The sequence below is a fragment of the Spirosoma pomorum genome (assembly GCF_054776615.1).
This window is the reverse complement of sequence record NZ_BAAHBP010000027.1, coordinates 132,534-148,450: the sequence shown is the minus strand read 5'-3', so window position 1 is coordinate 148,450 and position 15,917 is coordinate 132,534. Positions and strand designations below refer to the sequence as shown.

Below are 15,917 nucleotides of genomic sequence, written 5' to 3'. Positions count from 1 at the left end.
TTAAAAATATAAGTATATCCCTTAAGCATCCTTCTTTCATCACTCGTACAATGTACAGTATTCCTACCCTTTAACCTTTTAAAACCAAGAATCTTATGAGAAACCGTTGCGCACGCAGGTATGGTACCCTTGTGGTATTTATACTGAGTTGGTTACTCTCTGTGAGTGTTTACGCACAAGACCGTCGAATTAGTGGCCAGATCAGCGACGGTAACACGAACGAGCCTTTACCCGGGGCCAACGTACTGGTGAAAGGAACGCAAACCGGGGTTGTCACGGATGCAGATGGTCGGTTTACGTTGAACGTTGCTCCCGGCCGTAATACGTTGGCGATTTCAGCCATCGGATTTATTGGGCAGGACGTAACGATTGGCAATCAGACCACGCTTACCATCGCATTACGGCCGGATGTTAAAACATTGAACGAAGTTGTCGTAACGGGTTATGGCGCCCAGGCCAAACGCGACATCACGGGTGCCGTGGCTACGGTCGACATGAAGGAAGCCCTGAAAGTACCGGCTGCGAACGTTGCGCAGGCCTTACAGGGACGGGTAGCGGGCGTTACCGTTGGGAATGATAACTCACCGGGGGGGGGAGTCATGGTCCGGATTCGCGGCTTTGGTACAATCAATGATAACTCTCCGCTTTACGTCGTCGATGGCGTTCCCACGAAAGGAAACCTCAACACTCTCAACCCAAACGACATCGAGAGCTTACAAGTACTGAAAGACGCTTCAGCAGCTTCTATTTACGGCTCACGCGCGGGTAACGGTGTCGTCATCATCACCACGAAAAAAGGGAAAGCGGGCAAGCCCAAACTGACGTACGACGCCTACTACGGTATTGCCCGGCCGGGTAAGTTTCCTGAACTTCTGAATACACAGGATTACGCCAATCTGGTCTGGGAATCGCGCCGAAACGCCGGAAACCTGGTGAACGGTAATCCCAAGCACTCCCAGTTTGGCAACGGCGCTAACCCCGTTATTCCGGACTTTATTTTCCCGGATGGCGCTATGGAAGGCGACTCCCGGCTGGCCAAAGACGCTAGCGGCAACTTCGTCAACTACTCCACGGATGTGGACAACAATAATTTCCGCAAGACGAACTGGCTGATCACGAAAGCCAATAAACAAGGGACAAACTGGTTCGATGAAATTTTTGACCCAGCACCCATCCAAAACCACCAGATCGGCGTAACGGGCGGCAGCGAAGGAGGGCGTTATGCCATTTCAGCCAACTACTTCAACCAGGAAGGGATCATGAAGTACACATATTATAAACGCTACTCGGTCCGCGCCAACACCGAATTCAACGTAACAAAACGCATTCGGTTGGGCGAAAATATCCAGATTGCCTACGGTGAGCGGGTTGGTGGCGACAACTCAACGCAGAGTATTACGGCCAACAACAACGAAAGCAACGCCGTTTCGTTTGCTTACCGGATTCAGCCTATTATTCCGGTCTACGACGTAGCGGGTAACTTTGCTGGTACCAAAGGTGGGGATCTCGATAACGCCCGGAACCCGGTTGCGCTGCTCTACCGCAACAAGGATAACATCGGGAAAGAACTCCGATTTTTCGGTAACGTATACGCCGAGCTTGACATCGTCAAAAACCTGACGGCAAAAACCAGCTTCGGGGTTGACTACAACATCTACAACATTCGGGCATATACCCCCCGTGACATTGAGTCGTCGGAAGCGGCCACAGCCAATTCCATGTTTACCCGGAATGAATTTGGCTATACCTGGACCTGGTACAACACGCTGACGTACAACGGCGAGATTGGCAGTAACATCAAATACAACCTCCTGGCGGGCACAGAATCGATCAAAAACAACTTCGAGTTTTTTCAAGCTAACCGAAGCCGGTTTGCCAACGATGATCTGTACAACCGCTACCTAGATGCTGGTAACGCCGGTACACAAACCAACACGGGTGGCGGCTCCGACTGGCGGCTAGCCTCTGAGTTTGCCAAAGCAAGCTTCTCTTTCTACGACAAATACCTGCTCGACGGAACCATCCGCCGGGACCGCTCTTCGCGGTTTGCGGCTGCCAACCGGGTAGCTTACTTCCCGGCGGTATCGGCGGGCTGGCGCGTTTCGCAGGAAGCTTTTCTTAAGCCCGTTACGTGGCTCAATGATCTAAAAATTCGGGCGGCCTACGGCCAAACCGGAAACCAGGAAATTGGTAACTACAACCCTTATCTGATTTACGGAACCAGCCCAACCACGGCGTTCTATGACCTCAACGGTTCCCGTACCTCGTCTATTCAGGGCTATGAACTGCAACAGTTTGGCAACGCCAACGCTAAGTGGGAAACAACCACATCCGTTGACCTCGGGGTTGATGCGTCCTTGTTTAAGGGCAAACTGGACGTAACGTTTGACTGGTTCAACCGCGTTACGTCTAATGCGCTCTTTCCAGTTGAGGTACAATTCACCCAGGGGCAGGCAACCAACCCGTTCCAGAACATTGCTTCCTTCCGGAACCGGGGGGTCGAACTGGGCCTTAACCACAACGGCAGCATCGGCCGGACCGGACTGACTTATAGCGTTGGTGCTAACATCGCTACGTATCGCAACCTGGTGACTCGCACTGACGGAAACCCCAGCACACAGTATTTTGGCTTCACGCCCCGCATTCCGGCGATGACGATCACTCAGCAGGGGTATCCTATCTCATCTTTCTTTGGCTACGTCATCGACGGCATCTTCCAGACGGACGAAGAAGCAGCTGCGGCCGCCGTTCAGTTTGGTGGCGGATTAAATAATAAAGCAGGGCAGTTTCACTTCCGGGATTTGAACGGCGATGGTATCATCAACGCCAGCGACCGGCAGGTGATCGGCAACCCACACCCCAAATTTACGTACGGGCTGAACCTGAACGTTGGCTACAAAAACTTTAGTCTGACGGTTTTTGGTCAGGGTGTGTATGGCAACGAGATTTTCAACTACAACCGTTACTGGACCGACTTCCAGACGTTTGCGGGTAACCGTAGCGTACGGATGTGGCAGGATTCGTGGCGTCCCGGTAAAACGGATGCTAAACTGCCGCAACTCCGCTCGAACGACAACATCAGCTCGAACCCATCGACCTATTACCTGGAACCCGGCTCGTACCTGCGGATGAAAAATATCCAGTTGTCATACAACCTACCGGCGAAAGTTATGTCACGCCTGGGCGTAAGTAACGCGATGATCTACATCCAGGGCCAGAACCTATTTACCGTCACGAACTACTCCGGTCTGGATCCTGAAATTAACCTGCGGAACTCAAGCGGTACTGGCAATGACCGGCACATTGGTGTTGACGAAGGCGCTTATCCCGTTGCGAAAACTATGCTGGTTGGCTTAAATCTGGCTTTTTAACGACCCTTTCCTCTCGATATCATCATGAAAAAATATAGACTCTGGGCCCTCTTCCTGACCGCGGGTTTGGTAACGGCCTGTAACGACAGTTTTTTAGATGTGCAACCCAAAGCTGTACTGAGCGCACAAAGTCTCAATAACGCAACGGGCGTGAATTACCTCTTAGTAGGTGCCTATTCTCTGCTCGACGGCTGGGGCTCGGGTGGTACATCCTACCACTCAGCGGCCGATAACTGGGTGTTTGGCGCTGTTGCCGCCGACGATGCGTACAAAGGCTCGACCACAGGCGACCAACCCGATATTTCGTACATTGAGTACAAAAGTATCCAGCCGGACAACGGGTATTTCCGGGGTAAATGGCGGGTCGTTTACGACGGTGTTGCCCGGTCAAACGACGCCTTGCAGGCCGTTGAGAAAGCAACGGATATGGCGGATGCCGATAAGCTTCAGGTTCGGGCACAGGCTCGTTTTCTGCGCGGGCATTACCATTTCGAAGCCAAGAAAATGTGGAACATGGTGCCTTACATCGATGAGAAGACGTACAATCCGACAGATCTGAACAGTACCAAAGTTCCCAACGACAAGGACATCTGGCCCAACATTGAATCCGATTTCAAATTCGCGTACGAAAATCTGCCTGCCAAACAAACACAAGTGGGTCGTCCGACAAAGTGGGCAGCCGCCGGGATGCTGGCAAAAGCGTATGTCTTCCAGAAAAAATGGGCCGACGCCAAACCCCTGCTCGAAGCCATCGTAGCCAGTGGTCAGTACAAACTGATGGACAAATACCACGACAACCATCGCGCGGCTATGAATAACAACGCGGAGTCTATTTTCGAGATTCAGTTTTCGGTGAATGACGGTACAGGCGAGAATGGTAATAACGGCGCCGTACTGAATTATCCCTACGGTGGGCCTACCACCTGCTGCGGCTTCTTCCAACCCTCGCAGAACCTGGTTAACGCGTACAAAACCGACGCGAACGGCCTACCCCTACTTGATACATTCAACAGCTCAGACGTAACCAGCGATCAGGGACTGGAATCAACGCAGTCGTTTACGCCCTACTCGGGCCAGCTCGATCCTCGACTGGACTGGACCGTGGGTCGCCGGGGTATTCCTTATCTGGACTGGGGTCTCATGCCCGGCAAAGCCTGGGTACGCGACCAAGGTAATGGCGGTCCTTATGAACCCAAGAAACACTTGTTCTACCGGACTGACGTGGGCACAAATACCTTCGCCAGCAATAACCGCCAGAACGCGAACAACTACCGGATTTTACGTTTGTCGCACGTTTACCTGTGGCTTGCTGAAGCAGAAGTAGAAGTCGGTAGCCTGGAAAAAGCCCGGGAATACGTAAACCTGATCCGGAAGCGGGCTTCTAATTCGGATGGCTTTGTTAAAATGGATGATGGCAAAGCAGCGGCCAATTATGTAGTCAACCAGTATACGCAAGCCTGGACCGATAAGACGACAGCCCGAAAAGCGGTTCAGTTTGAACACCGACTTGAATTTGGCATGGAAGGCCACCGCTTCTTCGATCTGGTTCGCTGGGGCATCGCGGCTGAAACGCTGAACGCCTACATGCAGAAAGAATCCGGTATGCGTACGTATTTCAAAGGCGCGGCCTTCGTCAAAGGCAAGCACGAATATTACCCTATTCCCCTGCAGGAAATCTTGAACAGTAAACTAAATGGCCAGGCTACATTAAAGCAGAATCCGGGCTATTAACCCACAACGAATCGATGCAAAGCAGTCAGCCAGGGGTATCTCCCTGCTGACTGTTTTTGTTTGCAGTCAATCCTACCGGGCGATACACGACGGTCCTCTGACGTTCTTCCGCGCACTGTTCGGCTCGAAGTCGACAAACAATGTATACCAGAAGCTGGTAACAGTTTCGATTCGAATTCGCTTCTACTAGTAGTTAGCAGGAACAGACCGCTTAAAATACGTATCTTTGCCGGTCAACTATCTAGCCCCATGACAACCCGGTTTCAACAGCTTGACGAACTCGATACCGTATCTCATCAATTATTGGCCGAAGGGCGCGTTCGATCCGTCTGGCTATTCGATGGTGACATGGGCGCTGGTAAAACGACACTAATCAAAGCATTATGCCGGGCGCTGGGTGTCATTAGCATGGTACAAAGTCCGACGTTTTCGATCGTCAATGAATACACTACCCACGAAGGGCATTCGGTGTATCATTTCGATTGTTATCGATTGCGCAACGAAGCCGAAGCACTGGACATCGGGATTGAAGAGTATTTCGATTCCGGCGACTACTGCTTCATTGAATGGCCGGAACGGATCGAAGCGCTGTGGCCCAGCAATTATTATCGCGTGCAGCTGAATGTCAATCCCGATGGTAGCCGAACCGTTACCGCCACTCTGACCTGACGTTGACGTTTGTTTACCACTCACTAGAACAGACGTTACGTAATCTCTAAAATTCTTCCCCACTAATTTGTTTTTTGCCGGAGCGCATGACTGGATTTGAGGAATTAGCCAAACAAACGGCACTGTACCCGAAAGAAGCCCCCCTGGCGGTGAAAACAAATCGGAACAGCCTGCTTATCGGTTTACCCAAAGAAGTGTCTCACCAAGAAAACCGAATCGCGCTGACGCCCGAAGCGGTCGCTATTTTGGTCCGCAACGGCCACAACGTTATTGTGGAGCAGGGTGCCGGCGAGAAAGCAAAATTTACCGACAGCGAATACAGTGAGGCAGGTGCCCAGATTGCTTATTCGCCGAAAGAGGTTTACGACGCCAACCTCATCCTGAAAATTGAGCCCCTTGTCACTGAAGAGTTCGAGCACATCAAATCAGGGAGTACGGTTATCTCCGCCCTGACGCTTCCGGCCAGGGAGCGGGAGTATTTCGAAAAAATCACAAGCAAGAACGTAACGGCTTTCGGCTACGAATACATTGAGGATCAGGCTGGCGGCTTACCAATCATCCGCTCCATGAGTGAGATTGCCGGTAGCGCAGTTATGCTTATTGCGGGCGAGTACCTCAGCAATGCCGATAACGGCCGGGGTATTATCCTCGGGGGTATAACGGGGGTTCCGCCGACGAAAGTGGTGATGCTGGGCGCCGGTACCGTAACGGAATACGCGCTTCGTGCCGCGCTGGGCATGGGTGCCGACGTGAAGGTTTTTGACCGGCATCTGTACAAACTCCAGCGGCTTAAATACTCGCTCGGCCAGCACATCTATACGTCTATTATCGATTCGGATACGCTTACCGAAGCCATCCAGCGTGCCGACGTCGTTATTGGTGCGATCCGGGCCGAAGACGGCATCAGCCCCGTCGTCGTGACCGAGGAAATGATCAGCCGGATGAAACCCGATTCGGTCATTATCGACGTCTCCATCGACCAGGGCGGCAACTTCGAAACATCCCGCATGACGAGCCATAAACAGCCAACATTTAAGCATGCCGGGGTAATCCATTACTGTGTCCCCAACATTGCCTCACGCGTGTCGCACACGGCTAGTATGGCGTTGAGTAATATCTTTTTACCGTTCCTGCTGGAGACCGGCACGACGGGAGGTATTGAACAGATGATGTACGCGAACCGATGGTTTATGAAAGGTGTTTATGCCCATAAGGGGATGCTCACAAACTCCTACATCGCCCGGAAGTATAACATGCGCTACAAGGACCTGGACCTGCTGCTGGCAGCCCGCTTCTAGAATAGACATCTCCGGTGGCTTATCTACATCACTGATCATCAACATGATTAATCATAGTAACGAAAATACCCTACTCGACGACGCCAACTCCTATGATGTTAACAAGGAGCTGATGGGTGTCATTTCGTCTGATTTTATTAAAGTATCCGACCAGTTGAAGGAAGCTTCGTACCAGATCCGGAAACGTGGCTTTTCGGAGTTCCCGGTCTTCGTGGCTTCCCGGCGCGAAGTACCTCTTGGGCAGCTCTTGATTGGTACTGACGAACTCGGCAATCAATGGAATTACAAAGCGTCGTTCGTGGATGAGTTTGTGCAGCGGGCCCTGATCGGCGCGGAGTCCGTTGATCTCTGGAAGGAAAACTACAAGAAGCCGGATGAGTACTGCTGCCTGTTCGTCGTACACGGCGATTTTGCAGGCTTTGTCTATATTCCTTATCCGGAAGATTAATACCGTTATACGCAGATTTTGCAAGCCAGGCCCTACTAGGGTCTGGCCTTTTTGCTTTTTCAGCCTGTTAGACTCGGTAAAATAAGGGGAAGCACAATCAACCGATTAATGATACTTTTTGGAGATAAGCGATCCTATACGAATAGGCCTACATTGCGGTAAGAATTGGGTCTACTACTACTCAGAAATTTGCAGGAAATACGGCTCTGGTTACCAATTAATTCTTCCTGGAGGAAGAAAACCTTCTTTAAGTAACCGTTCACTTTTCTTGTTAAATAGCTATGAAATGCGGCTTTTTTTTTGTATTTTTACAATCTGTAAGTACGGCCTTTCTGGCTTCATTTTCTACACACTACGTAGTAATTTCTTCGACATTATCTGATTTCACATATGACCAATGAACTGATTGAAGCAGACGCTCCAGCCGAAGCCCCCAGAGGCAATTACGGTGCCGATAACATTCAGGTACTAGAAGGTCTGGAAGCCGTTCGCAAACGTCCATCCATGTACATCGGCGACGTCGGTATCCGTGGGCTACACCACCTGATCTGGGAGGTCGTGGACAATTCGATCGACGAAGCACTGGCGGGTTATTGCGATAAGATTTCGGTTGCCATAAACCCCGACAATTCGATTACCGTAAAAGATAACGGGCGGGGTATCCCAACGGGTATCAACAGCAAAATGGGCAAATCAGCCCTCGAAGTAGTATTAACCGTACTACACGCGGGTGGTAAGTTTGATAAAGACAACTATAAAGTTTCGGGTGGTCTACACGGCGTGGGTGTTTCCTGCGTAAACGCGCTTTCTACGGATCTGCGCGTTGAGGTCCATCGGGAGGGCAACATTTATGAGCAGGAATACAAAATCGGGCACCCACAGTATCCGGTTCGGATCATCGGCCAAGCTGAAGACACCGGTACGATCGTTCATTTCAAGCCTGATGAAAGCATCTTCACCGAAACCGTTTATAAGTACGACACCGTAGCCGGTCGTCTGCGTGAGCTGGCCTATCTTAACAAGGGTATCCGGATTACGTTGGAAGATTTGCGTGAGCTGGACGAAGCCGGCGCCCCCCTACGGCAGGACGAGTTCTTCTCGGAAGGGGGTCTGGTTGAGTTTGTCCAGTACCTGGACGAAACCCGCCCGGCGTTGGACGGTATGCATCCCGTTTATATGGAAAGTACCAAAGGCGCAACGCCCGTTCAGGTAGCGCTGGTGTACAACTATGAAGCCGGTGAAAACGTCCTGTCGTACGTGAACAACATCAACACGCACGAAGGCGGTACCCATGTACAAGGCTTCCGGTCGGCGTTGACGCGGGTGCTGAAAAACTACGCCGACAAAAACCCCGGTGTGATGCCAAAGAACGCGGGTAAGATCACGTTCAGTGGCGAAGATTTCCGTAAGGGTCTAACGGCGGTTATTTCTGTAAAAGTAGCTGAACCCCAGTTTGAAGGGCAGACTAAAACAAAACTGGGTAACCAGGAAGTTGTGAGCGCCGTTAGTCAGGCCATGGCCGATATGCTCGAAACCTGGCTGGAAGAAAACCCAAAAACAGCCCAAGGTATCGTCAAGAAAGTCCTTGTATCGGCTCAGGCACGTATCGCAGCTGATATGGCTTACAAACGCATCATGACGGACCGTAAGGACTTCATGGGTGGAGCTGGTCTGCCGGGCAAACTGGCCGACTGCTCGGATACCGATCCGGAAAAGTGCGAACTCTACCTGGTAGAGGGTGACTCAGCGGGTGGTACTGCCAAGCAGGGGCGTAACCGGGCGTTCCAGGCGATTCTGCCACTACGGGGTAAGATCCTGAACGTGGAGAAGGCCATGGAGCACAAGATCTACGAAAACGAAGAGATTAAAAATATCTGGACGGCCCTGGGCGTTCGGCTGGAGAAAAAAGATGACGAAACCGTGATGAACCTGGAAAAACTCCGGTACCACAAAATCATCATCATGACTGATGCCGACGTCGATGGCAGTCACATTCGAACACTGATTCTGACCCTGTTCTACCGGAACATGAAGTCGCTGATCGACAATGGATATATCTACATTGCTCAGCCACCCCTGTATCTGGTTAAGAAGGGTAAAGAAGAGCGGTACTGCTGGACCGAAGCCCAGCGCGAAGCAGCGGTGAAAGAACTGGCCGGCAGTGGTCGGGAAGAGAACGTGGGCGTACAGCGCTATAAAGGTCTTGGCGAGATGAACGCTGAGCAGCTCTGGAGCACGACCATGAATCCCGACACCCGCACGCTAAAAATTGTTACGGTCGAATCGGCCGCTGACGCCGACCACGTCTTCTCGACCCTGATGGGCGATGAGGTTGCTCCCCGACGCGACTTTATCGAACGAAATGCCAAATATGCCCGAGTGGATATTTAGTCCTCTCAGCAAAAAAAAGCGGGCCACTTAGCCCGCTTTTTTGTTTTACCACATTATTAAGAAATTTTGTTTCTGTTTTAAAATAGCCAATAAACTGAGTATTTGCAGCAACATATTTGTGCTTAGCCAGAGAGGATTATTGACGAACTAAATTTACTACCATCATCACTGATCCAATTGGATCGGTTTTTATAGTACGAACCTTGCGGAGTTGACCTCGTCAGTCGACTTCCGAATGATCCTGACCGCTATGCGACACCCATTAGATCCCAACCGAACGCTACTAGGGAATCTGGTTTCCCGGTTTACGAATCGGCCAACCGATAAGCCAACGCAGACAACCGACAAAATGGCTAAAGTAAGTGAAAAAGTCAGCAGCGTAATTGACCAGAGTAATTACCTGAGTCGTGACCTGAGCTGGCTTAAATTTAACGAACGAGTACTTGACCAGGCTCGGGACAACCAGCAATCGCCCGAACACCGGACGTTGCTCGAGCGTCTGAAATTTCTGGCTATTTCGGCCTCAAACCTCGATGAGTTCTTTATGATCCGGGTGGGTAGTCTCTATAATTACTTAGACTATCACAAACAGCGGATTGATTATTCAGGTCTGCGGGAAGGCCCTTTCCGGAAGGCTTTGTTTACGGCGGCTCAACAGTTTGTGCAGCAACAGCAGCAATTGTTCACGGAAGAACTGTTGCCGCTTTTCCCGGAGAATGGTCTGCAACTGATCAGCTACGATCAGCTCACGGAAGAAGAGCAGGAGGAAGCCACGAATTATTTCGATCGAGCCATCTACCCTACGCTGACGCCGATGCTGTATGACTACACGCATACGTTTCCGGTACTGCTGGCTAGAGTATTGATATTTGGGGTTATTTCCCAGGACCCGGATAATGATGCTTTGCTCACGACCAAAGCGGACGATGACGATGATCGGCAGCGACTGTCCTTTGTGCAGATTCCGGCCAACCTGCCTCGGTTTATGACGTTTGACCGGGACGAAACCATAGCGTTTTTACCCATCGAAGCCATTATCCGGCAGCATATCAAAAAGCTGTACCGAAACGTCGATATTACGTCCGTCCATCTTTTCCGGATTACGCGGAATGGTGATTTCACGCTTGATGAAAACGACGACGACGAAGTTGATTTCATTGACGAGGTACGGCAAAAAATCAAAAACCGGCGCCTTGGCCGCGTTACCCGCGTCGAGATCGAATCCGCCCTGGAGAACACGCCCACTGCGGCCTGGCTGCTGAATATGCTCAAGAAGAAATGGGAGCTGGACGATCTCAATATCTTCGAATCGAAGAGTCTGCTCGATTTTTCGGCTTTCTGGCAGATCATCGGCAATCCTGAGTTCAAAGACGACATGCCCAGGCCCCACGCGCCAGTTACTCCGATTGGTTATAACCGCGAGAAAGCCGATGATATTTTTGAGGTCATTAAACAGCGTGATCTGCTGCTGCATCACCCGTACAACAACTTCGAGCCTGTCCTGCAACTGCTGGAACAGGCGGCTGAAGACCCCAACGTACTGGCGATCAAAATAACCGTGTATCGGCTGGCCAAACGTTCCCGTATTACGCAGGCCCTTCTGAAAGCGGCCGAAAATGGCAAACACGTCTCGGTCCTGTTCGAGGTGAAAGCTCGCTTCGACGAAGAAAATAACATACGTGAAGCCCAGAAGCTACAGAAAGCGGGCTGCTTTGTGATCTACGGAATCAGCCGCTTTAAGACCCATACTAAACTTCTGCTGGTAGTACGTAACGAAGGTAGCCGAGTGGCCCGGTACGCCCACATGGCAACGGGCAACTACAACGAAGACACGTCGAAGCTTTACACGGATATTGGCCTGCTAACGACCAACGAAGTCTACACGCACGACATTTCGGAATTTTTCAATGTCATTACGGGGCACTCGCTGCCGAACGACTACCAGTATTTGATTACGGCCCCGCGAGGCATGCGGGATCAGCTCATCCAATTGATTCAAACCGAAGCCAGCAACACCCAGCGGGGTTTGCCCAGCGGTATCTGCATCAAAGCAAATTCGCTGGAAGACAAACAGATCATCGACGAGCTATACCTGGCGTCGCAGGCGGGCGTACCCATCCGGCTGATCGTGCGGAGTATCTGCTGTCTGCGACCCAAACGCGAAGGACTGAGCGAGAACATTACCGTTCGGTCGATCGTCGGCGACTTCCTGGAGCACACGCGGATTTACTATTTCCACAACAACGGGGATTCCAAGGTGTACGGTGGCAGTGCCGACATCATGGTCCGTAGTTTTGACCGCCGGATTGAATCGTTGTTCTACCTGGCCGACCAGCGCGTAAAACAGCAGGCCATTCTGATTCTGAAGTACAACCTGCTGGATAACGTCAACGCCTACGAGTTGAACGAGGATGGTTCATTCACGAAGTGCGAAGTAGCCGAAGGCAGCGAGCCGTTCAACATGCACGAACGCTTTTTCGATGTCACCGAGAAAGACATTGCCGATGCGCAACTGTTCACGACGGTAAAAGAAACCGAAATTGCTCAGATCGAAACAGAATATCAGGAAAACGCCGAACGCGCTATTGCCGATATTTAAGCGATTAGAAACCGACAAAAAGGGAGAATGGGGACCGTTGGGTAATCTCATTCTCCCTTTTTCCGTTGTATCTTCGCCAAATCAACCGTAAGCTCGTCATTATTGAATGGATCGTTTTACAGGCTTAATAGGCGTCGTATTGATTTTAGGAATCGCCTATGCCCTCTCTGATAACCGCAAAGCCATCAACTTCAGAACCGTTGGTGTAGGTTTAGCCCTCCAGTTCGGCTTGGCCGTCTTTGTTCTTAAAACCGACGTTGGCCGGGATCTTTTCCAGGGACTGGGTTATTACGTCGACCGTTTATTACAAAAGGCCAGCTCGGGCGCGGAGTTCGTTTTTGGCCCCCTCGTTAAGCGCTATTTGCTCTCTCAGGCCTTCGGTACGGACAACAATCTGATCTTTTTCTTCCAGATTATTCCGACCATCATTTTTGTAGCCGTACTGGTCAATATCTTTTATCACCTGGGCATCATGCAGCGCGTAGTAGCCATTATGGCGCGGGCCATGAAGTGGCTGATGGGCGTCAGCGGAGCCGAGGCCCTGTCGAACGTAGCCAGCACCTTCGTGGGGCAGGTAGAAGCACAGATCATGATCAAGCCCTATCTGAACGGCATGACCAATTCCGAACTGCTGGCCAGCATGACGGGTTCGTTTGCCTGTATTGCCGGGGGCGTTCTGGCCGTCTATATCTCGCTGGGCGTTCCGGCTCCATACCTGCTGGCCGCTAGTATCATGGCTGCACCGGGCGCACTGGTCATCAGTAAAATTGTCATGCCCGAGACGCAGGTTTCGGAAACGCAGGGTACCGTTAAGGTAGAAATCAAGAAATCACACGCCAACCTGCTCGATGCCATTGCGGCTGGTGCCAGTGAGGGCTTAAAAGTCGGCTTCAACGTAATTGCCATGCTGATTGGCTTTATTGCGCTGATTGCGTTGATCGACAGTCTATTGTTCCGAATCGGTTTTTACGTCCTGAACATGGACAACCTGAGCATGAATTTTCTGCTGGGTAAGCTGTTTTCTGTTTTCGCCTGGGCCATGGGCGTACCCTCGAAAGACATTGAAGTAGCGGGTTCTTTGATGGGGACCAAAATGGTGGTCAATGAATTTGTGGCGTATCTAGAGCTAGTTAAAGTCAGAGGTACCCTCGACCCGAAAACCATCGCCATCACCAGCTTTGCGCTTTGCGGTTTTGCGAACTTTAGTTCCATTGCCATTCAGGTGGGTGGTATCGGCGAGTTGGCTCCCCAACGCCGGAGTGACTTGGCACGGCTGGGTTTTAAAGCGCTTATTTGCGGTACACTGGCCAGTTACATGTCCGCAACGCTGGCCGGTCTGCTTCTTTAAATTTGCCGTATACCTGGTCTACTCAGCCGAACATCTATAAAAAAGCCCTTGCAAGGGCTTTTTTTATGAGCAATTGATTAGCTCTCAAAAAAGACATTTACCTGTTAGCCTTCGAGAACTAAGCAGCGGCTATTCACGGTTGACGTACTCTAACTCACCCGCCAAGTTAACTATTCTGCATTAGCACGTTCCTCGAGGACCTTTGCAGTAGCAATTAAAAACCTGATACAATAAGCTGGTTTCAAACGCACCAATTTTTAAAAGTTCGGTACAACTACCGGGCCTTTTATTTTTTACCATTTTTTCTACGTATAATTTAATTTATTGTATTATGTGGTCGTTTTAAGGAAAACTTACGACTACCATGATTCAGACCAAGCTGATTCCCCGAGCCGCTGAAGCGTACGAACCACCCATGCTGATTAAATCGCTGCTGGCCCAATCGTTGAAATACGAACTCCAGCGGGAAATCATCTATCGGGATTTGTTTCGCATGGATTACGTTCAGTTCAACGAGCGGGTACGTCGGCTAGCCAACATGCTGACGGCCCTGGGCGTACAACCGGGGGATACGGTAGCTGTGCTGGACTGGGACAGTCATCGGTATCTCGAATGTTTTTTCGGCGTAACGAGTCTGGGCGCCATTCTGCACACGGTCAACGTTCGGTTATCGCCCGCGCAGATTCTCTACACGATGAATCACGCACAGGATAAGGTCGTCCTAATTCATGAAGACTTTCTACCTATTCTGAATGCGGTCAAGGATCAGTTGACAACCGTCGAATCGTACGTCCTGCTGTCGGATAAAGTCTATACGGGTGCCGTGCCAGACGTACCCGCAAATTTTTCCGGCGAGTACGAAGCTTTGCTTGCTGACAATTCGACCCAGTACGACTTCCCGGATTTTGACGAGAATACCTGGGCTACTACGTTTTACACGACAGGCACAACGGGGAATCCTAAGGGGGTTTATTTCTCCCACCGGCAGCTCTTTATGCATACCATGGGACTCGCAACGTACGTGTGCGGGTATCAGGCGGTTCCCTTTTCATCACTATCGGATGTGTACATGCCGTTAACGCCCATGTTCCATGTCCATGCCTGGGGATTTCCGTTTCTGGCGACGATGCTGTCTACGAAGCAAGTGTATCCGGGCCGTTACGAACCGGACATGCTGGTCAAGCTGCTGGCGAACGAAGGCGTCACGCTCTCCCATTGCGTGCCGACGGTTATGGGAATGATCCTGGCTTGCCCCGCTGCGCAGCAAGTCGACCTGAGTCATTGGAAAGTTATCATCGGGGGTTCGGCCTTAACCAGAGGTTTGGCGCAGGCAGCTACTTCACTGGGTATCCAGATTTATCAGGGGTATGGGATGTCGGAAACGGCTCCGGTACTGGCCCTTACCCACCTGAATGATACCGAACGTAACGGATCTGGCGATGAGCAGCTTGCGTTGCGTACCCGCGCCGGGCGCACAGCTCCTTTCGTTGAGTTTAAACTGCTGGATGATGCGGGTAATGATGTACCACACGATGGAGAGTCCGTTGGTGAACTCGTCGTGCGAGCCCCCTGGCTTACCCAGGGCTATTACCAGGACCCCGAGCGAGAAAAAACGCTCTGGCAGGGCGGCTGGCTCCATACTGGTGACGTAGCAAGCATCACGCCCGATAATTGGGTGCAGATTGCCGACCGGCTGAAAGACGTTATCAAAACCGGCGGGGAATGGGTTTCCTCGCTGGATATGGAAAACGTGCTGTCGCAGTTGGAGGGCGTCGCGGAGTCAGCTGTGGTGGGTATCACCAGCGAGCGGTGGGGAGAGCGCCCTCATGCGCTGGTTGTCCTGAAACCTGACTACGAGCTTAGCGAAGCCAGCATCAAACAACAACTACAGGCCAAGGTGGACAAGGGCGAGCTGAACAAATGGTACGTTCCGGATGGCGTTCATCTGGTAGCAGCCATCCCGAAAACGAGCGTAGGCAAGATCGACAAGAAGCAGATCCGCGCTGAGCTGAATAGTCAACTGGCAAGCTCTACGTCGGCCTCCTGAACGGGTAAGTAGTGG

The 15,917-nt window shown here is 51.3% G+C and carries 9 protein-coding genes; all 9 read left to right on the top strand.

The features are described 5' to 3' along the window. Positions 1–95 precede the first annotated feature (95 nt). The 9 genes from ACYVAD_RS16035 to ACYVAD_RS15995 all read left to right on the top strand — a co-directional run bounded on the left by ACYVAD_RS16035 (position 96) and on the right by ACYVAD_RS15995 (position 15,902). A complete protein-coding gene (locus ACYVAD_RS16035; protein WP_461140523.1) occupies positions 96–3,371 on the top strand; it encodes a SusC/RagA family TonB-linked outer membrane protein in 3,276 nt (1,091 codons plus the stop codon). Between the two features lie 24 nt (positions 3,372–3,395). After that, complete coding sequence (locus ACYVAD_RS16030; RefSeq protein ID WP_461140522.1) at positions 3,396–5,102, top strand: RagB/SusD family nutrient uptake outer membrane protein; 1,707 nt, start codon at positions 3,396–3,398, stop codon at positions 5,100–5,102. A gap of 249 nt (positions 5,103–5,351) precedes the next feature. Beyond that, complete coding sequence (gene tsaE / locus ACYVAD_RS16025; protein WP_461140521.1) at positions 5,352–5,771, top strand: tRNA (adenosine(37)-N6)-threonylcarbamoyltransferase complex ATPase subunit type 1 TsaE; 420 nt, start codon at positions 5,352–5,354, stop codon at positions 5,769–5,771. Between the two features lie 86 nt (positions 5,772–5,857). Continuing rightward, entirely contained in the window at positions 5,858–7,069 is a 1,212-nt protein-coding gene (locus tag ACYVAD_RS16020) for an alanine dehydrogenase (RefSeq protein WP_461140520.1), read from the top strand. Between the two features lie 43 nt (positions 7,070–7,112). Beyond that, positions 7,113–7,517, top strand: a complete 405-nt coding sequence (locus tag ACYVAD_RS16015) for a hypothetical protein (RefSeq protein ID WP_461140519.1) — start codon at positions 7,113–7,115, stop codon at positions 7,515–7,517. Between the two features lie 390 nt (positions 7,518–7,907). After that, on the top strand, positions 7,908–9,908 hold the full coding sequence (gene gyrB / locus ACYVAD_RS16010; protein WP_461140518.1) for a DNA topoisomerase (ATP-hydrolyzing) subunit B: 2,001 nt from the start codon (positions 7,908–7,910) through the stop codon (positions 9,906–9,908). A 250-nt stretch (positions 9,909–10,158) separates the two neighbouring features. Further along, complete coding sequence (gene ppk1, locus ACYVAD_RS16005) at positions 10,159–12,507, top strand: polyphosphate kinase 1 (RefSeq protein WP_461140517.1); 2,349 nt, start codon at positions 10,159–10,161, stop codon at positions 12,505–12,507. A 106-nt stretch (positions 12,508–12,613) separates the two neighbouring features. Further along, positions 12,614–13,855, top strand: coding sequence for a NupC/NupG family nucleoside CNT transporter (locus ACYVAD_RS16000; RefSeq protein ID WP_461140516.1), 1,242 nt, complete (start codon positions 12,614–12,616; stop codon positions 13,853–13,855). A gap of 364 nt (positions 13,856–14,219) precedes the next feature. Further along, the gene (locus ACYVAD_RS15995) at positions 14,220–15,902 is read left to right on the top strand and encodes a fatty acid--CoA ligase (protein ID WP_461140515.1); all 1,683 of its coding nucleotides are present in this window, start codon (positions 14,220–14,222) and stop codon (positions 15,900–15,902) included. Positions 15,903–15,917 lie beyond the last annotated feature (15 nt).

Coding starts and splice junctions, on each gene's coding strand:
- ACYVAD_RS16035 (WP_461140523.1), top strand. CDS start 96: ATGAGAAACCGTTGCGCACGCAGGTATGGTACCCTTGTGGTATTTATA.
- ACYVAD_RS16030 (WP_461140522.1), top strand. CDS start 3,396: ATGAAAAAATATAGACTCTGGGCCCTCTTCCTGACCGCGGGTTTGGTA.
- tsaE (WP_461140521.1), top strand. CDS start 5,352: ATGACAACCCGGTTTCAACAGCTTGACGAACTCGATACCGTATCTCAT.
- ACYVAD_RS16020 (WP_461140520.1), top strand. CDS start 5,858: ATGACTGGATTTGAGGAATTAGCCAAACAAACGGCACTGTACCCGAAA.
- ACYVAD_RS16015 (WP_461140519.1), top strand. CDS start 7,113: ATGATTAATCATAGTAACGAAAATACCCTACTCGACGACGCCAACTCC.
- gyrB (WP_461140518.1), top strand. CDS start 7,908: ATGACCAATGAACTGATTGAAGCAGACGCTCCAGCCGAAGCCCCCAGA.
- ppk1 (WP_461140517.1), top strand. CDS start 10,159: ATGCGACACCCATTAGATCCCAACCGAACGCTACTAGGGAATCTGGTT.
- ACYVAD_RS16000 (WP_461140516.1), top strand. CDS start 12,614: ATGGATCGTTTTACAGGCTTAATAGGCGTCGTATTGATTTTAGGAATC.
- ACYVAD_RS15995 (WP_461140515.1), top strand. CDS start 14,220: ATGATTCAGACCAAGCTGATTCCCCGAGCCGCTGAAGCGTACGAACCA.